The organism is SAR202 cluster bacterium, from assembly GCA_016872285.1.
GTDB lineage: Bacteria > Chloroflexota > Dehalococcoidia > Lucifugimonadales.
On record VGZZ01000040.1, the window covers coordinates 1 to 22,584 of the forward strand.

Consider the following 22,584-nt stretch of genomic DNA (forward strand, 5'->3'; position numbering starts at 1 on the left):
CCCCCTTCCTTCCCCCCCCCCCCCCCCCCCCATAGGGGGAAGGGGTCTCTCCCTCCCCTAGTCCCTTACCCCCGTCAGCTTCGCCAGCTTCAGGCTGTTGAACACCGCTATCGCCACATACCACTTCACCCGCACCCGCGTCGCATCCTTCGTCTCCAGGCTTCCCACCCGCTCCACCTGCAAACCCCCCGGCGCTGTCAGCCCCGACACCGCCCCCTCGCCGAACTGCATCGCGTAGACCGTCGAGCAGTCCGTGCTGCTTCCCACCGTCTTGGCGTCGCTGATGTAGTCGCTGATCCCTACGGGGATGCCGTCGTAATAATCGGTCATCATGCCGAACTCGTTCCGGTCGCTGACGATAAGCCCCGACCCCGTGGCCCGCCCCAGGGCCGACAGCTTCCGCCGGCTCCGACGCGACATCAGCAGCATCTGCGGCTTCCCGCCCTTGATGGTGTCGATGAGCGTGTCCAGCTTATCCAGTGTCAGCGTCCCGCCGTTGGCCCCCATGCTCACCGTCTGCCCCGCCGCCGTCTGTTTGTCGACGCCGTCGAAGCTGTTGGCGTCCCCCGCCACGTCCCCGTTAACAAACGTGTCCTCGAATTTCTGCTGCGTGGCCTTGGCCTTCAGCTCCACCACCGTGGCCTCCAGGTCCTGGAGGTTGCTTCGCGTCGCCTTGATAAAGTTATCGACGTCCGCGTCCCCTCCCAAAATCTTTAGCGACGCCGTGACCTGGGTGAACGTAGGCGTCGATTCCGCCCACGTGTCGCCGACGGTGTAGAACGCCGCCGTGGGCAGCACGTTCTCGCGATTGTACGTCAGCCCGTTCCCCACCACTTCGATGAACGGCATGGCCTGAAGTATGGGGCTGTCCTTGATCACAGTCTCGATGACGCCGGTCAGCAGCATATCCTGGGAAAGCTTTGCCGACTCCGCAAGGGTAAGGGGCATACATCACCTCCCAACTAAAGTGGGAGAGATAATAGTACCTATGTTCTTCTTAAGTCAATGAGCAGATGTCACTGAGAAATGTTTTAGGACTTTATGGTATAACCTGTCGACATGCCAGACTGGTATGACATACGCGCCTATTTAAGGCGAAACAGAATCATCAGGGCTTTAAGGGCTGATCCCTTTATCTTCAGAGAAATCCGAAGAGATGAAAATGCGAACTTTCAAATATTATGCTTGATCTTAATATTTACAGTAGGATCCACACTTAACGGGGTACCAACTTATGGATGGAGCGATTCCTACCGATGGCTTCTAGGCTCCATGGTTATATGGCCCATTTCGATTCTTGCTGCGTACTATATTGGCTCCAGGTTTTTCAAAGAAAGTCTGACTAATCCTACAATCCCCGAAGTCTATCGCGTGGCAGGATTCACCAGCGTGACCTACCCTCTTTTCTCCCTTTTTGATGTGCCCTTTGTTGGCTTTTTATTAGGACTTTTTTCCTTGCCCTGGGCCATTTACATTTGTGCAGTAGCAACCAGAGAGACGCTTGATTACAGAAGCACCTGGAAAGCTTTTGGAGTCTTCCTTCTCGTCAATAGTATTGTCGTTGCGCCATACCTGTTAGTCATATGGCGACTGGGAATGTTGACTGAGTAAACCGCCCCTCGCTCTCCCCCTACCTGCTCACCCCCGCCCGCAGGCCCGGCAGCGCGTCCTTGATCTCCGCCACGTGCACCGCGTAGAACGCCCCCAACACCGGCTTCGAGTCGTTGCGATTGAACGCCGTGGACACCACCATCCCCACCACCTTCCCGTCCCGGTCCAGCACCGGCCCGCCGCTGTCCCCGGGGTCCATCACCGCGTCCGCCCGTAACTGGTGGCCCTCCGTCGGGTCGTTGACGATTTGCGACAGCACCCCAGCCTTCGCCGACGCCGACCCCACCGTCCCGTCCGCCTTCACCCCCTGCACCGAATACCCCAGCACCACCAGCGGCCTGCCAATGTCGTCCTGCGTTATATGCCCCAGCGACAGCGCCTTCTGCGACGTCGACAGGCTCACCGACTTCGCTTCGTACGACAGCAGCGCAATGTCCCGGGGCCGGTCCACCGCCACCACCCTGGCGCTCAACGGCGGCTTGCTGGCGCGGCGAATCGTCACCGTCGGCCACGACCCTACAACATGCGCCGCCGTCATAATGTACCCCTCCTCCAGCAGCCACCCGCTCCCGTGCCCAACCGGCGTCTCCACCATAAACGTGGACTCCCACGCCAGGTCGTACAGCGATTTCACGTCCGCCACCGCCTGGGGCGTGGCCGTGGGCTGGGGTGTCGCCGTCGGTTGCGGGGTAGGCGTGGGGTAGAGCGTGGGGGTGGGCTGCGGCGTCGCCGTCGGCTGGGGTGTCGGCCTGGGTATCCCCGCTATCGCCGCGTCGATGAGCGGCTGCGCCGTCGCCGCCGCGTTAGGTATCGATGGCGGTGTTGGCGTTGGCAATGGCGTTGGAAACGCCACCGGCGTCGACGTGGGCTGTGGCGTGGCGGTAGGCTGGGGCGTCGCCGTCGGTATCCCCGCAATGGCCGTCTGTATCTTCGCCTCCACCGTAGCCTGTATGGATGCCTCGTCCGGCCCGCAGGCCAAGGATAGCAGGCCCAGCGCCCACAAGCCGGCCAGAAGCCTCAAAACATTCATCTTTTTTGCCTTCATTAACAGACCAAACACTGTAGCAACAAAGCGGCAAGCCTTTCAACATAAGCCGCACACCCTCCCGCACCAAATCTTTGTGACACCGTGCCATGCCACATGTCCTGACCTCTAACGCCTAGTAGTTGAAGACGAAGGTTAATAAAAAGGACCTGTTCATGTCATTCTGAATCCGCCGCAGGCGGATCGAAGGGAATCTAATCGCCGTGACCGCTGCTATGAATCCCCTTCACCACCCATCGCCCCAGCCTGGTTTGCTTAAAACCGTCCGAAATAATACATTGTTGGAACTCTAGGACTCGCCTGCAAGGAGGCACCAACCATGGCCTTGCTCGACCGGATGGTCCGCGCCGCCAAAATGGACCCCAATCTCTACGAAGAAGTTGAAGCCGACAAGTCCGCCACCACCCAGGCCGCCCTGGTGGTAATCATCACCGCCATCGCCCTGGGCATCGGCGCCATCACCGACGTCGGCTGGGGCGGCCTCATCGCCGGCATCCTGGGCGGTCTCGTCGCCTGGGTCATCTGGGCCTGGCTCACCTACATCATCGGCGCCAAAATCTTCCCCGAGTCCACCACCGAGGCCAACTGGGGTCAGCTCGCCCGCACCATGGGCTTCGCCCACACTCCGCGAGTCTTCGGCATCCTGGGCATCATTCCCGTCGTCGGCATCATCGTCGGCATCATCGTCTTTTTCTGGGTATGGGCGTGCATGATAGTCGCCGTGCGGCAGGCCCTGGACTACAAAAGCTCCCTGCGGGCGGCCCTGGTCACCTTCCTGGGCTTCGCCGTGAACATCGCCCTCTTCATTATCCTGCGCGCGGTGTTTTAGCCCTGTGCCCCGCCGAGACAAAATCCCTTTGGCGCATCCCGCGCCGACTAAGCTATGATTAATCTATCCCAAAAGACCTTTGAGGCCTCTATCATTGCGTCATAACCTTCGATTATTGGCCGGCCTCGTCCTTCTTAGCCTTGGCCTCTACTACGGCGCCACCGGCCACGTCATTCGAGGCCTCATATGGGTTGCCCTGGGCCTCTCCTTTATCCTCATGGCCCAAATTCAGTCCATCCCCGTGGAAGTGCGGCCCCGGGGCTACGCCCAGATGGTCAAAAACCCCAAATACGTCGCCGCCATGCTCCTCGGCCTCGCCGCCTTCGTCCTCATCGTCTTCAGCATCATCAAAGACATCATCGACTAGCCAATCATACCTGTCATTCCGAGACGCAGTCGAAGAATCTGGCCTCGTTACAGCCTCGTCTCACATTCATTGACCACATTCCGCCATTATTCTTAACTTTCTCCCCCTTGATGGGGGAGAACAGAAGAGAGGGTGAAACCCTGGCACTACGTTCCGTCCGACAGGCTAGACCACACCTCTCCCCCCTCACCTCTCCCTCTCCTACCCCACCCTCACCCTTGTCCCCGTCTCCGACGCCTTCACCACCGCCTCCAGCATCCTGTACCGCCGCGCCGCGTCCTGGAAACTCGGGTACGTCGGCTTCTCCCCCTGAATCGCCTTCGACCATAGCCTGTACAACTGCGCCACGTTCAACGGCGCGCCGGCGGGAACGCTCTTTGGCGCCCACTGGTACTTGTCCGGTATCGGCATCGGCGACGGCGCCTTGTATCCCTTCGACCCTGCCACCGTCACCGTCCCCCGGTGCAATGACTCCGGCGACGTCGACACCAGCATCCCTTCGGTCCCATACACCTCCAGCCGCCCGCCGCTGACGAATCCAGGCACCGAGCTGCAAACATAAACCGACGCCGCGGCCCCGCTCTCCAAAATCCCCTGAACCATCACGTGGTCCGGCGCCGTGACCTTCACCATCTCCTTGGTGTCCGACCGTTGCAGCGGGCTGTGCTGCACTGTAACGTACGACGACAGTTCCCGAAACTCGCCCAGTATGAACGCCAGCGTATCCAGCGTGTGCCCCGCCGCAATAGTCAGCGACGTGGCCCCCTTGTCCTTCTCCAGCCCCCAGACCGTGTCCTTGTCCGGCACCACTTCCGGCGTTATGCGATAGATAAAGGCGCTCAGCACCTTCCCCACAAAGCCTTCCCTGACCAGGTCTCGAACGTACAAATTCGCCGGTCCGACGCGCCCCTGCAAGCCCACCACCGCCGGCAGCCCGCTCTTCGCCGCCGCCGCCGCGATCTCCTCCGTCTCGGTGATGTTCCTCCCCAGGGGCCACTCGGTGAATACCGGCTTCTTGGCCCGCAACGCCGCCAGCGTAATCTCTCGATGCATCGGCGTCCTCACCGATACCGCCACCGCATCCACCTCCGGGCTCGCCGCCATCGCATGATAATCGTGGAAAGCCAGCCGCGCGCCATAGGCCTTGGCCGACTCCGCCACCGTCTCCGGCCTCGACGTGCATACCGCCGCCAGCTCAAATTCCGGTAGGTGCGGTATCGCCGGCATATGGGCGTTCTTGGCCCATCCACGCTTAACGCTAGCCCCAACTACGCCCAGCCTTATCCGGTTGTTGTTGGTAACCATGAATCCCTCCTAAGATTAGGCGATTATACAGCGCAATCCTTTATTCCATGGACAAGTTCCTCACAAGATAAAAGACTAAGGCATCATCTTGTATCCATCCAGTCCTCTCTTCTTTGGATGCCTGGTGCTAATTAAGGTTAGATACACGTGAAAGGACTAACGGCCTCCAAGAAAATTCCTTCCCCCTTGATACGCATGATGCACATTGAATGAAGTCCCAAGCTTACCCTTTCTTCTATTAGGGGTTTGTTTATGGGAAACTAGGAACCTTTTGCGCAAGCAGGGTTGGGGGACTGGTCTGGTTCTCCCCCTTCGGCCTGGAAGGCGAAGGGGGAGTTAGACGCCGTCCTGAGCCTGGCCGAAGGAGGGGGTTGTGGTGCCCTATTTCTCTTCCCCCTCTTCCCGAAGAGGAAGAGGGGGCCAGGGGGTGATGGTGGCCCCGCTTACGGCTAAGGCCTCACTTTCCGTGCAGAGCCGGACGAGGGGTCGAGAGGTGAATGCGGGTAAGGATCGTCTAATCCACTCCTCCGGTATACAAAACCAACCACGTTATCGCATGAAGTCCTACTCATACGCCTCGTCCGCCGCCAGCAGCGTCTCCAGCAGCACGTTGGCGCCGTTGGCGCACGCCTCCGGCGTCGAATATTCGCGCGGCGAGTGGCTGACGCCATCGACGCTGGGCACAAATATCATCCCCACGTCGCACAACTCCGCCATGGACTGCGCGTCGTGGCCCGCCCCTGACGGCAGGTCGCTGGCGCGAAACCCCAGCGACTTTGCGGCCACCTTGGTGATCTCCCGCACCCGCTCGCTCATCGGCTTGGGCTGCGTCACTCCCAGCCGGTGCACCTCAATCTCGGTATCGCTCTCGACGCCAATGTCGCGGCATGTCTGGCGCAGGATCTGCTCCGCCAGCCGCATCTTGGATTCATCCGTATCCCGGAACTCTACACTCATCTCCACCAAACCCGGGATCACATTTTCCGCTCCGGGGTGGGCCTTGATCATCCCCACCGTTCCCACCCGGCACGCCTCCTGCCTCAACGCGATGGCCCCTACCGCCTGTACCACGTGGGCGGCGGCCACCAGGGCGTCGCGGCGTCCCTTCATTGGCGTCGTGCCGGCATGGTTCGCGAAGCCTTTCACCGCCACCTCCAGGGCTATCCGCCCGGTGATAGCCGTGACCACCCCTACCGGCACGCTGGTCTGGTGCAGCGTCGGCCCCTGCTCAATGTGCAATTCCAGGTACGCGCAAAACTCCTTAGGTGCGCGCTTCGACATATGAATGCGGTCGATATCGCCGCCCACGTCCTTCAGCCGCCGCCCGATGAATACCCCTTCACCGTCCACCACCGTCAGGTCCTCCGGTAGCAGCTTCCCGGCCACGGCGCGGCTCCCGTAAAGCCATCGACGAAACCGCGTCCCTTCCTCATTGGTAAAGTCCAACACCTCGATAGGATGCCTCAGCCTGGCGCCCGCGTCCTTTAGCGCGCGCACGCACTCGATGGCCCCCAGCACGCCCAGCGCGCCATCGTACTTGCCGCCGCTGGGCACAGTGTCCGTGTGCGACCCGATGGCTATGGCCGGCAGCCCGTCCACACTCCCTTCCACCCTCCCAACCATGTTGGCCGCCGTGTCGACGCGAGCGTGCAGCCCCGCCTCGGCCATGAGCTGCATAACCAGGCGCCGCCCCTCCAGGTCCGCCGGTGAAAACGCGATGCGCTGCATCCCCTCCGGCGTCTCCCCTATCCGCCCCAGCGCCTCCAGCGTCCGCATAAGACGATTTGAGTTTATCTGTGGCTTAGGCATGGGGGAATTATAGGCAGGGTGGAAGAGTCGGGCAAGACGGGAAACACCTGACCTGAAATTCCAAGTCCCCTTTCCTTCTATGGAAAAGCTTGGCTCATAGCCACAAGCCTTTTGACCGGACAGGGCTGGGGCTATCTCCCATCAGGTTCTCCCTCTTCTCCTATTGCAAAGGAGAAGAGGGAGTTAGACGCCGTCCTGAGCCTGGCCGAAGGAGGGTGATGAGGTGATCCTTATTAATCCTTCCCCTTCCAGCAGGAAGGGGATTAAGGGGATGGTATCCCGACCATGACAAGGAACGTATTTGAGTCACACATTTTGATCGGAAAGACTGCGATGGAACCTAGGATGGATGAGGTGAACCTTGCCACCCGTTTCCTACCCCACCCTAGGCGCCACCCGCTTCATAAACATCTCCAACTGCTTCACCTCGTCCCTCACCGGCCACAGGAACACCTGCTGCAAGCCCGCCGCCTTGTACGCCGACAGCCGCTCCGCCACCTGCTCCGCCCCACCAATAAGCAATCGACGCAGCAAGTCCTCCTCCGGCCGCGGCAGCATCTTGGCGAAAATACTCCGCACCATCTCGACCCGCACTGACGGGTCCTCCGTTATATAGAAATATGAGGTCGACAGCGCGTTTGGAAACGCCGACGCATCCTTTCCCGCCTCCTTCAGAAACCCCCGCAGCCTCCCCCACGACTCGGCGAACCTCGGCGGGTCCGTGTTATACGCCGACGCCAGCCACCCGTCGGCCACCCGCGCCGTCCGCCTCAGGCCCACCTCCGACCCCCACGACCCGATGTACACCGGCGGCCCGCCCTTCCGCACATTCGGCACCGCTATATCTACACCTTCGACGTTATAAAATCGCCCCTTGAAGTCCTCCCGCCGCCACAAGGCCTTCATCGCCAGTATCGACTCCTCAAACCGCCTCCACCGCTCTCCAAAATTCAGCCCCGCCGCGCGGTGGTCGTCCGCCAGGGAGCCAGGCCCCGCCCCCAGGATGAACCGCCCTCCCGACAGCGCGTCCAGCGTCGCCGCCGACTTCGCCAGCACCACCGGATGCCTCGCCGGCGCAATGATTATGGACGTCGCCAGCTTCACGCGCTCTGTGTGCCCCGCCGCCGCCGACAGCGCCGTCAGCCCGTCGTAAAAGGGCCGCGAGAACACCAGCCGGTCCGTCACCGCCAGCGTCTCATACCCCAGCGACTCCGACGCCCGCGCGTATTCCCCGATTCGCCGCGCCGTGAACCGCGACTCGCCCGTCAGGTCGATGATTGGCAGATGTGCGCCATAGAACATATCGCTACTCTCCGCGCCTGCGATACAATAAGAGCATGTTACTCGCCGTCTTCTTTGTTTTAGTATTCATCGCTATATTGTTCGTGGCCTTCTGGTTCGCTCTAGGTCTTTTCATTCAGTGGCTGGATAAGCGGCAAAAGAACCGGCCCGGCGGCGGCCCGCCCGCCTAAACTGCCCGCACCACGCCCGCCAGCGCAGCAACGACTCCTACGGGCTTGCCTCAAGTTCTAACCCTCGCGTTAGAATAGAAGTATGATAGTACCAATCTTACTAGTAGTGCTGTCTGTCGTCCTGTTCTTCGGTGGCCTGGCCCTCTTCACTCTCTGGTCCGCGAAAAAGGCCGCCAGGGCCGGCGAGGGCCGCGAAACCGACGAAACCCCCACCGAGACCAGGACCGGCCCGCCCTCAGGCGGCCACGAAGCCTAAAGCTTCGCCAGCTCCGGTATTCGGCGCGTCATCTCCTGCCCCTCGACTGGTCTAATTGAGTTCGCCATCATGGGCAATGTTGTTAGATAAGTCAACATAAATGCTTCCAAAAAGTCCGCAATCCATCTTTGACCCCCTTTCACGTCCCTGATACACTCATCCTAGAAACCGCCGAGTTACAAAATATGCCAGTCAAAATTGAAGTTAAAAAAGTCGATGGTCGTAAAGTAATGGCACGGCTCCGGGCAAACATCCGTCGTTATGAACGCCGCTATGAGACCTCTTCAGCAGAGATGCTCAAGCTCATCAGCCAAGGTAAAGCCAAAGATACCGTGGAGGTCTTGCGTTGGATGTTCGATTATCACGCTCTTCGAAGGTTCGAAGACGCGATCCGCACCAATGGCAAAACTTCCAACAATACAAAATCATCCAGGAAAAGCGCCTAAGCGAACATCCTTTTGTTGATCAAACCCATCCCAATACCCTTGCCTTTGAAGAAAGGCCAATTGATGATGTTCTCTTTGTACACATGCAGGGTGAGGTTTATTGCAAGCAAGAGGTGATCCTAATAGCTGAGCAGTTGTTTGAAACTCGATTTGTTCGAGGGGTCGTACAGGTGAGAGGCATCCAATTTCGCTATGTGGGTTTTGTGAAGGGTGGCAACCTATTGCTCAAGTATCACAATCTGCACGAGAGTCTGGACGAATACATTCATCGTGCATATTCTCCCAGCAATGGTGAAGAAATTATTTTTGAGACCCTCACCCACTCCCAGTTCCCCACCTTCCCCGAAGTCCTCGACGAGCTGGAACTAATCGCCTCCGCCTAGCCTCTCTTTCCCCTCTCCCTCCTCGTCCCCTCCTCATCCACCTCCCCCTTCCCCTCATCCACCACCACCCCGTAAACGCTCCTCGCAAACGCCGCCGTCACCTTCCCATTCCGCCAGTCCCACAGCACCGACTGCGGGTCCCGCTTCATCGGGTCGCCGTAGCCGCCCCCGCCCGGGTTCTGATGGCGGAACACGTCCCCCTTCTTCAACCGAGTATTTATCTTAGTCGGCAGCGTCTTCTTCTCGCCGTCCGGGTTGAGTATGGACATGGAGCCCGCCCCCGGCTTACCGCCCTCCAGCCCGTAGGGCGGGTTCCTGCGACGGTCAGACCGCCACGTTATCGTCGCCTCCTCCGCCAGCACCTCCCACTCCCGCGCCTGCGCCAGCCCTCCCTGCCACTGCCCCGGCCCCCCCGAGTTTGGCACCAATCCATAGCTCCGCACCCGCACCGGTATTTGCGACTCCAGTATCTCTATCGAAACGTTCGATATATTCGCGCCGACGCTGGCAACACCCCCACGCCCGTCGCCGCCCTTCCACGCTCCGCGCGTTCCGAAAACGTTGTCATAGAACACCTTGACCTTGCCGTCCGGCTGGGCAAAGCCTAGCCGGCCCGTCGACGTGCCTCCCTCGCACCCCGCCGCCACCTTATCCGGCGCGGCCTGGGCCAGCGCCCCCAGCACGGCGTCCAGGATGCGGAAGCTGGTAACACCCCGAGCCGCGCACGACGCCGGGTGCTTCATGTTGGTGATGGTGCCCTCCGGCGCCGTCACCTGCACCGCCCGGAAACAGCCCGAGTTGTTGGGCATGTCCTGGCCGATGGCGCAGCGAATGGCCGCGTAGGCCATCGCCTTGCTCTGGCTCAGCACGCAGTTGATAGCTCCCCGAGTCTGCGGCGACGACCCCGCGAAGTCCACCAGTACGCTGTCGCCCTTGATATGAAGCGTCACGTTTATCTTGATGGGATTATCGCTGATGCCGTCGTCGTCCATATAGTCGGTGAACTGGTACGTTCCTTGGGGCCACGACGCTATCGCCTTTCGAGTTATCCGCTCGCTGTAGTCCATGAGCTCGCGAAGGTACCGCTTCAAAACCTCTTCGCCGTACTCCTCCACCAGCGCCAGGATGCCCTTCTCGCCAATCTTGCACGCCGCGATTTGCCCCGCGAAGTCCCCCATCACCACTTCCGGCGTACGCACGTTTATCTGTATCAGGTCCGACAGGGTGGGATTGATCTGCCCTCGCTCGTACAGCTTCAGAGGCGGTATGCGAAGGCCCTCCTGGTATATCTCCGTCGAATCGTGGGCCATCGACCCTGCGGCCCGGCCTCCCACATCCATGTGGTGCACCACCGCCACCGAGTATCCAAATATGTCGCCGCTGACAAAAATGGGGACGACGCAGAACACGTCCGGCAGGTGCAGCCCGCCCGAATACGGGTCGTTGACGATAATCGCGTCGCCCTGGTAGATGCGCCCGTCAAATTTCTTCATGCACGCCCGCACCGCGTCAGGTATCCCGCCCATGTGGATAGGTATCGCCAGCCCCTGGTCCAGCAAGTCGCCATTGCTGTCGCACAGCGCAGTCGAAAAATCGAAGGCCTGGGTAGTCGTCGGCGACCGTCCCGTCCGCTGCACCGTCAGCATCATCTCGTCGGTTATCGACGACAGCGCGTTACGAATGACCTCAAAAGTTATGGGGTCAAAGCCAGTCGATACCATGCTATTCCTCCCACTCCAGTATCACGTTCCAGGCGCCGTCGCGGCGGGCGCTGCACCCCGGCGGCGCCACAATGGTCGTGTCGTATTCCTCGATAATCATCGGCCCCTTCGTCGCCCCCGACGTCAGGCTCCCCCTCGACACCACCGGGACCTCCACCAGCCCCACATCCCGCCCAAAATACGCCTTGCGGCTCGCGCGATGGACCCGGCCCGAGTACAGCGACGGGCCGATGGCCGTCAAATCCGTCTGCGACGCCGGCGACCGCGTCTGCCGCCCCATAACCCGTATGTTGGTTATCTCCATCGCCTCTTTGTCCGCGCGATACCCATACGTCCTCAAATGCTCCTCCCCAAACACCTCCTCCAGGTCCTTCATCTCCCCCGTCGATGGCACCGGCACCGTCAGCTCATGCACCTGCCCCGCATAGTGCAGGTCGGCATATCGGCTAAACGCTAGGTCTCTCGGCGCGTACCCTTCCTGCTGCAATATCCCAACGGCGCTGGCCTCTAATTCTTTAAAGCTCTGCTCCAGGCTCCGACCGTTGACCGGGCTGGTGCGCATCATCAGCCCTCGAACAAACTCGTACTCCGGGTTGGCCGCCAGCAGCCCCAGGCTGCTGAACAGCCCCGGCGACGCCGGTACAATGACCCGCCGCACGCCCAGCAGTCTCGCCAGCCCCGCGGCGTGCACCGGCCCGCTGCCCCCGAAGGCCACCATGGTAAAGCTACGCACGTCTCGCCCCCGCTCCGTCGTCACCGCCCGCATAGCCCGCGCCATAGCCGCATTGGCGACGGTATGTACGCCGTAGGCCGCTTCCAGCAGCGGCAGCCCCAGCGGCTTGGCGATTCGCTCTTCAAATATTCGCGCCGCTTTCTCCAAATTCATCTTCAAGGCGCCGCCCAGCAGGTACTCCGGATTCAAATACCCCAGCAGCGCGTTGGCGTCGCTGGTGGTGGGGTCGACGCCGCCCCGGTCGTACGCGATAGGCCCCGGCTGCGCCCCCGCGCTTCGAGGCCCCACATGGAAAGACCCTGCACTGTCCAGTGATATGATGCTGCCGCCGCCCGCGCCCACCTCCGCCACGTCTATCGCCCGCACCATCAGCAGATACCCGCCGCCCTTGATAAGTCGGCTGCCCCTGGATATCGGCGCGCCGATTTCGTACTCGCTGGCCTTGTGCGGCTCTCCCTTCTCAATGACCGCCGCCTTGGTTGTAGTGCCGCCCATGTCGAAGCACAGCAGGTCCGGCAGCCCCATCTTCTTCGACAGGTGCAGCGCTCCCGACACTCCCGCCACCGGCCCCGACTCCAGCGAGAACACCGGCGCCTGCCCCGCCATGTTGGACGTCATCATCCCGCCGCTAGACTGCATCACCGATATCGGCGCCTTGATGCCGATGCCCGTCAGCTTCTTCCGCAGCGAGTTCAAGTACGTGTTCATAATCGGCATCAAATACGCGTTGGCGACGGCGGTGCTAGTCCGCTCGTACTCACGTATCCCCGATACGATGTCGCACGACAAGCTGACGAAAAGATTGGGGTGGTTCTGCCGTATGTAATCGCCGATGGCCCGCTCATGCACCGGGTTGATATACGAGTTCAGCAGGCACACCGCCACCGACTCCACACCCTCCCTCAGCAGCACTGCCAGCGCGTCACGAAGGCTCCCCTCGTCCAGCGGCGTCAGCACCTCGCCCTGGGCCGTGACCCGCTCCTCCACCTCCAGCCGCAGGTATCGAGGCACCAGCGGCTCCGGTGGCGTGTAGTGCAGGTCGTAGAGGGTGGGTACCCTAAGGCGGCGCAGCTCCAGCACGTCGCGAAAGCCCCTGGTGGTCAGCAGTCCCGCCTTTGCCCCCTTCCGCTCCAGCACGGCGTTGGTAGCGGCAGTAGTACTGTGGCACACCTCCTGCACCTCCCCCGCCGATACTCCAGCCTCCCTCAAAATCTCCCCCACCCCTTCGACAATCGCCTCCTCGTACCGTCCCGGCGTCGATGACACCTTCTTGACCTTAATCGACCCTCCGGGGCCCATAAGCACCACGTCGGTAAACGTGCCGCCCACGTCCACTCCGATTCGATAGCCTTGCTTCTTACTGATTTTCGCAGCCATGCGCCTGTTCAGTCGTGTTTAGGATTGGATTTCATAATATCACGCCGCTTTGTGGGCGGCGTGAAGCTAGAGGTATTATACCGATTCAGAGCGCTGTTCGGCATTAGTGATAGACTTTATCCCAAAGAAGCTGTTGGAGGTAAGGACACAGTTTCATGACAATAAAGGCAATGTGTCATTCTGAGCGAAGTTCGTACTCGAACGTAGTCGAAGAATCTGTCCTTCCTAGAACCCAGGTCTCACCTTCCACCAGGCGGCCCCAATATTTTTGTAGGGGCGAGGTCGCCTCGCCCATCCCTTGGAACCTTCCCTGAGCACAGTCGAAGTGTCATCTAAACAAATGCCAGGTCTATCACACATAGAAGAATGCTTGTGTATGAACCTTAAAGTTATACTCGAGCCAAGCCCCGAAGGCGGATTCACCGTTTGCGTGCCATCTTTGCCCGGTTGTATCTCAGAAGGAAACACCAAAGAAGAAGCCCTCTCCAACATCAAAGAAGCCATAGAACTCTACCTCGAACCCGCCTAACATGCCTCCTCCCCTCCAAATCCCACTCTCCCCCAACCTCCTCCTCCGCCCCTGGCAGCGCGGCGACGAACCCTCGCTAGTAAAATACGGCAACAACCGCAAAATCTGGATAAACCTCCGCGACTCCTTCCCCCACCCCTACACCATGCGCGACGCCCGCGAGTGGGTCGGCCTCGCCCGCCTCCAGAAACCTCCCGTCACCCAGCTAGCCATCGCCACCAACAACGAAGCCATCGGTGGCATCGGCATGTTCCTTCAAAGCGATGTCCACCGCCGCACCGCCGAGGTCGGCTACTGGCTCGGCGAGCCTTTCTGGGGTCAGGGCATCGCCTCCCGCGCCCTCACTGCCTTCGTCGACTACGCCTTCGCCAACTTCGACCTCGTCCGCGTCTTCGCCGGCGTCTTCGACTGGAACCCCGCCTCAGGACGAGTGCTGGAAAAGTGCGGTTTCACCCTGGAAAGCCGCCAGAAAAACGCCGTCTTCAAAGACGGCAAAGTCATAGACCAGCTTGTATATGTACTCGTAAGGTAGTATCGACAGTCTAACCCCTTAGATGGGCTCTTTGCTTCCCTCTCGCCGTCTGGCCATAGTTTAGCCTTGAGAGCAAAGAAAGAGCTGTCGGCTGCCAAGAAGCTTCCTTCTCCCCTTGTGGGAGAAGGCGCAGAGCCTGTCCTGAGCCTGGTCGAAGGAATGAGGGGTAAACCCTAGGGACACGACCCTTTATCACTTCCACTTACCATGCCGCGCCTATCTCCTATTCCTTCTTAGGGGAAGGTGGCGTCTCTCCTCCCCCTACATCTTCCCCAGCGCCTCCCCCAGCGGCGGCAGGTACACCCGCCAGTCCCCCACAATCGTAAAGTCCGCCGCCTGCGCTATCGGGTGCCGCGCGTTGTTATTAATCGCCACAATGCACTCCGCCTTCTGCAAGCCCACCATGTGGTTGAACGCGCCGCGAATCCCCACCGCCACGTACACCTCCGGTGCTATCGCCCGACCCGTCAGCCCCACCTGCACCTGCTTCGGCAGCCAGCCCGCGTCCGTTACGTTCCGGGTAGCCGCCACCGACGCCCCCATCCTCCTCGCCGCCTCCCGCACCACTGCCACCCCCTCCGGCCCCCCGACACCCATCCCCATACCCACCACCCGATGCGCCTTCTCCAACTCCGCCCCCCTCGCGTCCTCCACGCGATGCGACGATACCAGCCTCAAAGGCTCACCAGCCAGGGAGTCCACTTTCAAACGCTCCAGTTCCCATTTAGCCCCCTCTTCGGCAGGCAGCGCTTCCAGCACCCCCGGCCGCAGCGTGCACAAATAAGGCGTGGTCTTGGACAGTATCGGCGCGACTACATTTCCACCCAGCGCCGGCTTCAACTGCACCAGCCTCCCCTCCACATCTGTCTCCAGCCCGATGCAGTCCCCAGTCAGCCCCAGCCCCAGCCGTGCCGCCACCCGCGATAACACATCCCGCCCATTTGCCGTCGATGCCGCCAGCAACGCGTAAGGCCGCCGCTCGTGTAAAAACCCCGCCAGCGTCGCCGCCACCGACGGGCTGATGACATGCGCCCCGTCCGTCTCCAAAACCATAACTCGGTCCGCACCCTGTGCCGCCAGCACCTCGCCATCCTGCGCACTAGCCTCGCCGATAATTAGCGCCACCACTTCCGACTCCAACGTCTGCGCCAGCTCCCTCGCCGCCCCCAAAATCTCAAAACTCGCCTGCCGTAGTTGCCCACCCGACCTCTCCACCATCACCCACACCGCCCTCTCCTGCCTCCCCGGGAACCGACGCATCGCAGGCGTATCCACAGCCTCAGCCGCCGTTGCCCCCTTCTCCCTCAACCCCTCAACTACCTTCCGCGCCGCCGACACAGGGTCCGGGTCCTCGATAACCCGTCCCAACCTCTGCGGCTGCAGCAGCCGTATCTCCGCCACCACCGTCGGCGACCCCGCCGTCCCAAACACCGACGCGTCCACCGATAATTGCGACGCCGTCACCTGCTCCACCGGCCTCGACTGCGCCTCCGCTATCGCCTGCCGACGGGGGTACACCTCCTTCCCCAACCCCTCGTCCGCCGTGACCACCGCAGGCAAGGCGCACTGAATAACCTCATACCCTTCGTCGGTAACCCGCTCAACGGTTATCAGTTTAGATGCGGCATCATAGTCCAGCTTCCGCACCCGGCTCACATGCGGCCAGCCCAGAAACTCCGCCATCTCCGGCCCCACCTGCCCCGTCTCGGCGTCGGTGCTGTTCCGTCCGCAAAAAATTAGGTCGAATTCTCTATCCTTCAGCGCCATCGACAGCGTCCGCGCCGTCGCCAGCGTGTCCGACCCCGCCATCGCCCGGTCCGATATCAAAATCGCATCGTCGGCCCCCGCCGCCAGGCAGTGCGCCAGCGCATCCTTCGCCTGCGGCGGCCCCATGGTCACCGCCGTGACCCTTGCCCCCACCTCTGACTTCAGCCGCACCGCCCTATCCAGCGCCATCAGGTCGAAAACATTGACCTCCAGCGGCACGCCCTCTCGAATAATCCGCTTGTTCTCATAATCAAACCCCACCTTGGACAGTAGCGGCACCTGCTTAACACATACGGCAATCTTCATTAAATGACCTGTAATTGAGTTACGATACGCTTCTCTAGAAAAAAGAAGTGTACTGTCATTCTGAGCGAAGTCTGTACTCAGACGCAGTCAAAATATCTATGCCCAGCACTAGCCTTAACCCTGGCCCCTTTCTCTGGCCTTCTCCCCCTTGATGGGCTGACTGGGGTATGAAAACCTTGGGCCAAAGCTATAGATTCCCCGGATGGGGCAAAAGCCAGCGGGTTGCCCAGTTGCCAAAAGGCTGGCAGGGGCACCAAAATTGGCTTTGTCCAAGCTCCAAGCCTTCCTTTCCTGGCTTGCCGCAATGCTCTTTGCTAACCCCAGCACACGTGAGCCAGATACAAAACATACCCCAGTGAGCCCTTGATGGGGGAGAATAGAAGAGAGGGTGAAACACTAGCTCCACAATGCTTTATCAATACAGCCTCACACTAGTGTGGGAAGGGCGGGGCACCGCACCCTTCTTTTCATCCGTGTCGGTGTCCTAATTAGGTATCTCGGAACTCCTTCAGAATGACAATTGGCCCCTCTACACGTGCGGGAACGGCTCCTTAATCCCCAGCCCTGTCAGTATCGCCAGCACCCGCTGCCCCGGCTTGATAACCCCCATCTTCACCAGCTTCTCCACCCCCGCAATCGTCGTCGCCGACGCCGCCTCCACAAACAACCCCTCGCTGGCCGCCAAAAATCGCTGCCAGTGGGCAATACGCTCGTCCGGCAGTCCCACGGCCCGTCCTCCCGTCTTCTTGCACCCCTGCGCCACCAGGCTGGGCCGGGGCGGGTTCTTCACCGTAATCCCGTTGGCGATGCTCTTCGACTCCCCCTCGTAAGCCGTCCACCGCTTCCCCTCGTACGCCGCCACCAGTGGCGACGTCTCTTCCGCCTGCACCGCGTGTAACGCCGGCGACTTCTTAATGCGTCCGTCCTCCAACATCTCCTTCATCCCTCGATACATCCCCATGTGTATCGACCCGTTCCCCACCGGTATAACGATGTGGTCCGGCATCGGGTTCATCTGCCCCGGCAGCTCGTACGATATCGTCTTCTGGCCCTCGATGAAGTAGATGCTCTTGCTATATCGAAGATGCAGCACGCCGCTGTCCTCGGCAAACTTTCGCGCCGCCTCGTACACCTCCTCGCGAGGCCCCTTGACCCACCGCACCTGCGCCCCGTGAAAGGCAATCGCCTGCGACTTCAAATAATTGCGGTTCTTGTCTGGAATAAAGGCGTGAAATGTGACTCCTCCCGCCGCGCAGTAGGCCGCAAAGGACAACCCTCCGTTCCCTCCCGTCGCCTCCGACACCGCCTTCACCCCGGTGTCCTTCAGCGCCGACACCAGCGCCGCGTTCCCCCTATCCTTGAACGACCCCGTGGGGCTGAAAAACTCCAGCTTCCCCCACAGGTCGCTCAGCCCCAGCGCCTGCCCCACCTTGCGAAGCTGATACACCGGCGTGTTCCCCTCGCCTAACGTTACGTGGTTGGCCGGGTTGTTTATCGGCAGCGTCGGCACATATCTACCCAAGCCGCTCTTCCCTTCCAACACCCGCGATGACACTTTCGCCGGAGCATCGTACTTAGCCTCCAAAAGCCCCTGGCATTTCGAGCAGAAAAGACTGTATTTGGAACTGTCTTGCTGTTGCCCGCACTCGACGCAAAATAGCTTGTATGACATGGCTTACTCCTCCCCCTGTTCCTGAATCTTATGACGCCGGCACAATCCGCAGTATCTTATCATCCCCGGGCTGCGGCGACCCCCTGCCGTCCCGATTGTTGGTGGTGAAGTAGATAAACCCGTCCGGCCCTACCACCACCTCCCTCAGCCGCCCGTACTCCCTCACGAACAGGTCCCCGTGGTTCCGCACCGTGTTATACCCCGGCGCCGACAGCTCGATCCACCGCAGCCGCTGCCCCACCAGCCCGGCGTACACCACCAGCCCCGACCACTCGGGCGGCAGCACCCCGCCTTCCACAGGATAAATAGCCGCCCCAGATGGCGCCCACGTTGTGTTCCCACTGTGCAGCAATGGCGCCTGGTACGGCGCTCCATGCCCGTCTCCCCTTGCCGTCGGCCATCCGTAATTCCTACCAGGCAGTATCAGGTTCACTTCGTCCGTGGCCGACTGTCCATGCTCCGTGGCGAATAGCTGCCCCGTGACCGGATGCCATGCCAGCCCTTGGGGATTGCGGTGTCCATAGGAATACGCCGGCGATCCCGCCAACGGGTTGTCCGGCGGGACCGAACCATCCTTCCTTATCCGCAATATCTTTCCCGCCAGCGAGTCCACGTCCTGGGCCGATTCAGCAAAAGCGGCGTCGCCGGCGGCAATGTACAGCATCCCATCCGGTCCGAATTTTATCCGCCCTCCGTCATGTATCCTCGCCCCCGGTATGCCGTCCAGTATCACCGTAGGCTCCACCGCCGTCTGCCCCGTGTCCCTGAGCCGCACCACCCGGTTCTCCAGCCCATCATCCTCTCCACGATAGCTGTGATAAACAAACAAGTGTCGCGTCGTATGGAACTCCGGGTCCAGCGCTATCCCCAGCAGCCCGGACTCGCTCTCCTCTACTACCCCCTCCACCTCAAAATACTGGCGCACCTGTCCGTTTTGCACCACCTTGATATTGCCACCGCGCTCCGTGACAAACATTCGGCCGTCCGGCGCGAAAGCCAGCGCCCACGGCGTGTCCAGGTCCCCCGCCACCGCCTCCACCCTTATCCCCCTCGACGGCATCGGCGTAGCCGTCATCGTAGCCGTCGGCGAGGGCGCGGCTGTCGCCGTCGGCGTCATGGTCTGTGTAGGTACAAGTGTGCCGGTGTTGGTGGGCACAGGCGTCATCGTAAAAGTCGGCGATGGCGTCGCCGTCGCTCCAGGGATGGGCGTGTCCGTCGGGACAGTCGTCGATTCAGTGTCGCATGAGGTAAGGAGGATAAAAGCCGTAGCCATGATCGCTATCCATACTTTCCCTCGAAACTTCATGCTGCCTCCTAATACCAGTCTCTCAGAGCGTGCAATACACAGCCACCGACGAAGACTATGCCGCACACTTCAGTGTGTCGAGCACCTCTATTTACTATATCAATCGCGAGACCCCGCATGATAATCGGGGCGGTAGGGTACTACATAACGCAACTTGGTTCTAATCTTTATCGGGGAGGTGGGCACTGCACTTCACTCACCCATATACTCCATCAGAATCCCTCAATTAAGCTCCACCACCGTCACCCCGTCCGATGTGTTCCCCTCCCCGGGCTGCGACGATTTTACCAGCGGGTGCTTTTTCAGCCTTTCCCGCACCATGGCCCGCAGCGCCCCCGTCCCATGCCCGTGCAGCACTCGCACCACCGAAAGCCCCCGCAGCACCGCCTGGTCCAAAAACTCCTCCAGTTTGGCCTCCGCTTCTTCATACCTCATTCCGTGCAGGTCGAGTTCCGTCCGCGTCAGCCGTGATACTGGCCTCGAAAAATACACCCCCTCCGGCAGTCGCGGCGCAGACACGTTGGCCTTCTTCTCCACCTGGTGGAACGGCATCCGAGCGCGTATCGACCCCAGCATCACCTCCACCGTGTTGCTCTCCGTCGGCGCCGACGCTACCTCCACCGGCTGCGGCACCCCCCGCACATATACAAAATCGCCGGGCTTCAGCGACGCCTTCCAGTCCGCCACCGGCGACGGCGGCGCCTGCCGCTGCATCGCCTTGATCTCCTGCCGTGCCTTCGCTACCTCCGCCGTCTCCTCTTTTATCGACGGCTTGTCCATAGACGGCTGCGCCAGCGCCCGCTCAGCCCTCTGCAATCGCTTCAGCAAGTCCTCCGCTTGCGACAGCAGTCGAGCGTGGGTCTCCTCCAACATCGCCGACTTCTGCGCCTCCAGCGCCGCCAGCCTCTCCTCTAGTTCGCGCCGCGCCGCCTCCAGCCTCACCCTCTCCTCCTCGGCAATGCGCCGGTGCTCCTCCGCGATGCCCCGCTCCCGCTCCAGCTCGTGTAGCAGCTCCTCCGAGTGCCGGTGCTCCTCAGACAGCAATGACCTCGCGTGTTCCACCGTCTCGTCATTTATGCCCATTCGCGCCGCTATCGTTAGCGCGTAGCTCCGTCCCGGCAGTCCCAGAGTCAACTTGTACGTCGGGAGCAGCGTATTAGGGTCTAACTCCACGCTGGCGTTGGTCATCCCCGGCTGCTCCTGCACGTACGCCGCCACGTCCCGATGGTGTGTCGTCGCCGCGCAGGCCGTCCCTCGGTTGGCGAAATAGCTCAGCACCGCCTTTGCCAGCGCCGCCCCCTCCTCCGGGTCGGTGCTGGTCCCCAGCTCGTCCAGCAGCACCAGCGACGCCGATGTCGCCCCCTCCATAATCTCCCTCAGGCTCTCGATGTGCGAACTGAACGACGACAGCGACCGCTCAATGCTCTGCTGGTCCCCAATATCCGCGTATACTGCGTCGAATATGGTCAAATTGCACTGCCTCGCCGGCACGTGCATCCCCGCCTGCGCCATCGCCGCCAGCAGCCCCAGCGTTTTCAGCGATACTGTCTTTCCGCCCGCGTTGGGCCCTGTCACTAGCAGGACAGTGTTTTCTCCCCCTACCGACACATCCACCGGCACCACCTTCCCCGTCAGCAGCGGGTGCCGCGCCTCCCTCACCTCGATATACCCCCTCTCTCCCTCCACAAACACTGGCGACACGCCGTGCAGCGCCGTCGAATATCTACCCTTCGCCATCGCCAGGTCCAATCGGGCCGCCGTGCGCAGCGATTCTAAAATATCAGCGCTGTAGTACCCCACCTTCACCGACAGCGCCCGTAGCACCCGCTCCTCCTCCCGCTGCACCGCCAGGGTAGCCTCTCTCCACTCGTTGCCTAACCCCACGGCGTGGATAGGCTCCACAAAGGCTGTCGCTCCACTGTCCGACACGTCGTGAACAATGCCGGGCACTCGAGGTCGCATCTCCATCTTCACCAGCAGCACCATGCGGCCATTCCGCTCCGTAATCAGCGGCTCCTGCACAATGCTGCTCCGCTCCAGCCGACGCATCGTGCGTTCCAACGACGTCACCAGCCGCACCCGGCTCTCCTCCGCCTGCGACCTCAGCCACCGCAGGTCCGGCGACGCCTGTTCCGACACGAACCCGTTCTGGTCCACCGACGCCCCCAGCTCCCTCTCCAGCTCCCGCACGTCGGCTATGCTCGCCGCCAGGGACGCCAGCAGCGGCAGCTCTTTCTTCGACGCCAGCGCGCCCCGCAGCGCCCGGCACGCCGACAACGTCTTAAAAATAGTCCACAAGTCCGTCCCCGTTAGCACCCCATCCAACGACGCCCTACGTACCTTCGTTTCGATATCCCCAACACCCCCAAAATCCAGCAGCCCATATGTCTCCACATACTGCCGCGCTTCCTGAGTCTCCTGCTGCGACTGAGCGATGGCTAGGGGGTTGGTAGAGGGCTGTAATCCTAACGCCGCCTGCTTCGCCTCCGGCAGTGACGCCAGCCCCGCCAGCCGCTCCTTCACCTGCGGAAACTCCAATAGATCCAGGCTGCGAGACCGGGCGTCCAGCCTCTCGGGCGATGTCGTTCTTCCCTGCGTCATATCCGCCCCAAAATACCTGGTGTTAATTGAGGACTGAGACGCTTTGAAGATATGAGATGTAACATCTCGGCGGGGGCCTTTGGGCCTTCTCCCGTCTGGTTCTCCCCCTTCGCCTTCCAGGCCGAAGGGGGAGTTAGACGCCGTCCTGAGTATGCCGAAGGAGGGGGTTGTGGTGTCTTTTTTTCTTTCCCCTTCCCGAAGAGGAAGAGGCTGCAAGCTCGCCGTGGCGAGATAAAGGGGATAGTGGCCCCGAATGAGACCAATACCCTACTTTCCGTGCAAAGCCGGGTAAACCTTGGAACTACAAGTCGAGCATTAATATCACTTGCCACTATTGTTCTATCCAGTAAGTGCATGTAACCAGCTAGCATCATATCCGCCCCAGGGCCTCTCTTATCGCCTGCGCCATCTCCTCCGGACGCCTGGACCCCATCATCATCCCCGGCCCGTTGTCCAACTCCAGCTTCACCCCGCGATTGCCGCTCACGTTATACGCCTTCCCCCCCTTGAACCCATA

General features: G+C 60.9%; 17 protein-coding genes and 1 pseudogene. 6 read left to right on the plus strand and 12 right to left on the minus strand.

The genetic code is table 11. From position 1 onward, the window contains the following. Positions 1-57 precede the first annotated feature (57 nt). Together FJ320_10150 and FJ320_10155 are read right to left on the minus strand one after the other, a co-directional pair. Positions 58-948: a phage major capsid protein gene (locus FJ320_10150; GenBank protein MBM3926324.1), complete on the minus strand. Its 891-nt coding sequence runs from the start codon at positions 946-948 to the stop codon at positions 58-60. Between the two features lie 682 nt (positions 949-1,630). After that, a complete protein-coding gene (locus FJ320_10155) occupies positions 1,631-2,656 on the minus strand; it encodes a trypsin-like peptidase domain-containing protein (protein MBM3926325.1) in 1,026 nt (341 codons plus the stop codon). 319 nt (positions 2,657-2,975) lie between these two features. Between FJ320_10155 and FJ320_10160 the strand changes: the two genes are divergently transcribed. Both FJ320_10160 and FJ320_10165 read left to right on the plus strand, forming a co-directional pair. Further along, complete coding sequence (locus FJ320_10160) at positions 2,976-3,485, plus strand: hypothetical protein (GenBank protein ID MBM3926326.1); 510 nt, start codon at positions 2,976-2,978, stop codon at positions 3,483-3,485. Between the two features lie 115 nt (positions 3,486-3,600). Further along, positions 3,601-3,852: a hypothetical protein gene (locus FJ320_10165; GenBank protein MBM3926327.1), complete on the plus strand. Its 252-nt coding sequence runs from the start codon at positions 3,601-3,603 to the stop codon at positions 3,850-3,852. A gap of 201 nt (positions 3,853-4,053) precedes the next feature. On the opposite strand, the gene FJ320_10170 is transcribed toward FJ320_10165, so the two are convergent. From FJ320_10170 to FJ320_10180, 3 genes are all read right to left on the minus strand, one after another. Continuing rightward, positions 4,054-5,157, minus strand: a complete 1,104-nt coding sequence (locus FJ320_10170; protein ID MBM3926328.1) for a Gfo/Idh/MocA family oxidoreductase — start codon at positions 5,155-5,157, stop codon at positions 4,054-4,056. Between the two features lie 564 nt (positions 5,158-5,721). Next, the gene (locus FJ320_10175) at positions 5,722-6,966 is read right to left on the minus strand and encodes a Zn-dependent hydrolase (protein ID MBM3926329.1); all 1,245 of its coding nucleotides are present in this window, start codon (positions 6,964-6,966) and stop codon (positions 5,722-5,724) included. Positions 6,967-7,341: 375 nt separating this feature from the next. Continuing rightward, on the minus strand, positions 7,342-8,268 hold the full coding sequence (locus FJ320_10180; protein ID MBM3926330.1) for an LLM class flavin-dependent oxidoreductase: 927 nt from the start codon (positions 8,266-8,268) through the stop codon (positions 7,342-7,344). A gap of 611 nt (positions 8,269-8,879) precedes the next feature. Between FJ320_10180 and FJ320_10185 the strand changes: the two genes are divergently transcribed. Further along, the gene (locus FJ320_10185; protein ID MBM3926331.1) at positions 8,880-9,140 is read left to right on the plus strand and encodes a hypothetical protein; all 261 of its coding nucleotides are present in this window, start codon (positions 8,880-8,882) and stop codon (positions 9,138-9,140) included. A 170-nt stretch (positions 9,141-9,310) separates the two neighbouring features. Next, positions 9,311-9,523, plus strand: coding sequence for a hypothetical protein (locus tag FJ320_10190; GenBank protein MBM3926332.1), 213 nt, complete (start codon positions 9,311-9,313; stop codon positions 9,521-9,523). On the opposite strand, the gene FJ320_10195 is transcribed toward FJ320_10190, so the two are convergent. Together FJ320_10195 and FJ320_10200 are read right to left on the minus strand one after the other, a co-directional pair. Next, complete coding sequence (locus FJ320_10195) at positions 9,520-11,244, minus strand: hydantoinase B/oxoprolinase family protein (protein MBM3926333.1); 1,725 nt, start codon at positions 11,242-11,244, stop codon at positions 9,520-9,522. The genes FJ320_10190 and FJ320_10195 overlap by 4 nt on opposite strands. Before the next feature lies 1 nt (position 11,245). Beyond that, positions 11,246-13,354: a hydantoinase/oxoprolinase family protein gene (locus FJ320_10200; protein MBM3926334.1), complete on the minus strand. Its 2,109-nt coding sequence runs from the start codon at positions 13,352-13,354 to the stop codon at positions 11,246-11,248. Positions 13,355-13,730: 376 nt separating this feature from the next. Between FJ320_10200 and FJ320_10205 the strand changes: the two genes are divergently transcribed. Together FJ320_10205 and FJ320_10210 are read left to right on the plus strand one after the other, a co-directional pair. Next, the gene (locus FJ320_10205) at positions 13,731-13,883 is read left to right on the plus strand and encodes a type II toxin-antitoxin system HicB family antitoxin (GenBank protein MBM3926335.1); all 153 of its coding nucleotides are present in this window, start codon (positions 13,731-13,733) and stop codon (positions 13,881-13,883) included. A gap of 1 nt (position 13,884) precedes the next feature. Beyond that, positions 13,885-14,415 carry a GNAT family N-acetyltransferase gene (locus FJ320_10210; GenBank protein ID MBM3926336.1) on the plus strand — a complete coding sequence of 177 codons (531 nt, stop codon included), beginning with the start codon at positions 13,885-13,887 and terminating at the stop codon, positions 14,413-14,415. A gap of 261 nt (positions 14,416-14,676) precedes the next feature. Here the strand turns inward: FJ320_10210 and FJ320_10215 are convergent, their stop codons facing one another. From FJ320_10215 to FJ320_10235, 5 genes and pseudogenes are all read right to left on the minus strand, one after another. Further along, a complete protein-coding gene (locus tag FJ320_10215) occupies positions 14,677-16,488 on the minus strand; it encodes an electron transfer flavoprotein alpha/ beta subunit (protein ID MBM3926337.1) in 1,812 nt (603 codons plus the stop codon). 426 nt (positions 16,489-16,914) lie between these two features. Next, positions 16,915-17,037, minus strand: a pseudogene (locus tag FJ320_10220) (CxxxxCH/CxxCH domain-containing protein). After that, positions 17,018-18,160 (minus strand): pyridoxal-phosphate dependent enzyme, encoded by a 1,143-nt coding sequence (locus tag FJ320_10225; GenBank protein ID MBM3926338.1) that lies wholly within the window; start codon positions 18,158-18,160, stop codon positions 17,018-17,020. The pseudogene FJ320_10220 and the gene FJ320_10225 overlap by 20 nt, the downstream one beginning before the upstream one ends. A 28-nt stretch (positions 18,161-18,188) precedes the next feature. Next, positions 18,189-19,466 (minus strand): PQQ-dependent sugar dehydrogenase, encoded by a 1,278-nt coding sequence (locus tag FJ320_10230; protein ID MBM3926339.1) that lies wholly within the window; start codon positions 19,464-19,466, stop codon positions 18,189-18,191. A 222-nt stretch (positions 19,467-19,688) separates the two neighbouring features. Further along, a complete protein-coding gene (locus FJ320_10235) occupies positions 19,689-22,067 on the minus strand; it encodes an endonuclease MutS2 (GenBank protein ID MBM3926340.1) in 2,379 nt (792 codons plus the stop codon). Positions 22,068-22,584 lie beyond the last annotated feature (517 nt).

Bases quoted from the DNA above. Each gene is read 5' to 3' on its own strand.
- FJ320_10205 (MBM3926335.1), top strand. From the start codon at position 13,731: ATGAACCTTAAAGTTATACTCGAGCCAAGCCCCGAAGGCGGATTCACC.
- FJ320_10155 (MBM3926325.1), bottom strand. From the start codon at position 2,656: ATGAAGGCAAAAAAGATGAATGTTTTGAGGCTTCTGGCCGGCTTGTGG.
- FJ320_10170 (MBM3926328.1), bottom strand. From the start codon at position 5,157: ATGGTTACCAACAACAACCGGATAAGGCTGGGCGTAGTTGGGGCTAGC.
- FJ320_10225 (MBM3926338.1), bottom strand. From the start codon at position 18,160: ATGTCATACAAGCTATTTTGCGTCGAGTGCGGGCAACAGCAAGACAGT.
- FJ320_10175 (MBM3926329.1), bottom strand. From the start codon at position 6,966: ATGCCTAAGCCACAGATAAACTCAAATCGTCTTATGCGGACGCTGGAG.
- FJ320_10195 (MBM3926333.1), bottom strand. From the start codon at position 11,244: ATGGTATCGACTGGCTTTGACCCCATAACTTTTGAGGTCATTCGTAAC.
- FJ320_10235 (MBM3926340.1), bottom strand. From the start codon at position 22,067: ATGACGCAGGGAAGAACGACATCGCCCGAGAGGCTGGACGCCCGGTCT.
- FJ320_10160 (MBM3926326.1), top strand. From the start codon at position 2,976: ATGGCCTTGCTCGACCGGATGGTCCGCGCCGCCAAAATGGACCCCAAT.
- FJ320_10150 (MBM3926324.1), bottom strand. From the start codon at position 948: ATGCCCCTTACCCTTGCGGAGTCGGCAAAGCTTTCCCAGGATATGCTG.
- FJ320_10215 (MBM3926337.1), bottom strand. From the start codon at position 16,488: ATGAAGATTGCCGTATGTGTTAAGCAGGTGCCGCTACTGTCCAAGGTG.
- FJ320_10180 (MBM3926330.1), bottom strand. From the start codon at position 8,268: ATGTTCTATGGCGCACATCTGCCAATCATCGACCTGACGGGCGAGTCG.
- FJ320_10200 (MBM3926334.1), bottom strand. From the start codon at position 13,354: ATGGCTGCGAAAATCAGTAAGAAGCAAGGCTATCGAATCGGAGTGGAC.
- FJ320_10210 (MBM3926336.1), top strand. From the start codon at position 13,885: ATGCCTCCTCCCCTCCAAATCCCACTCTCCCCCAACCTCCTCCTCCGC.
- FJ320_10230 (MBM3926339.1), bottom strand. From the start codon at position 19,466: ATGAAGTTTCGAGGGAAAGTATGGATAGCGATCATGGCTACGGCTTTT.
- FJ320_10185 (MBM3926331.1), top strand. From the start codon at position 8,880: ATGCCAGTCAAAATTGAAGTTAAAAAAGTCGATGGTCGTAAAGTAATG.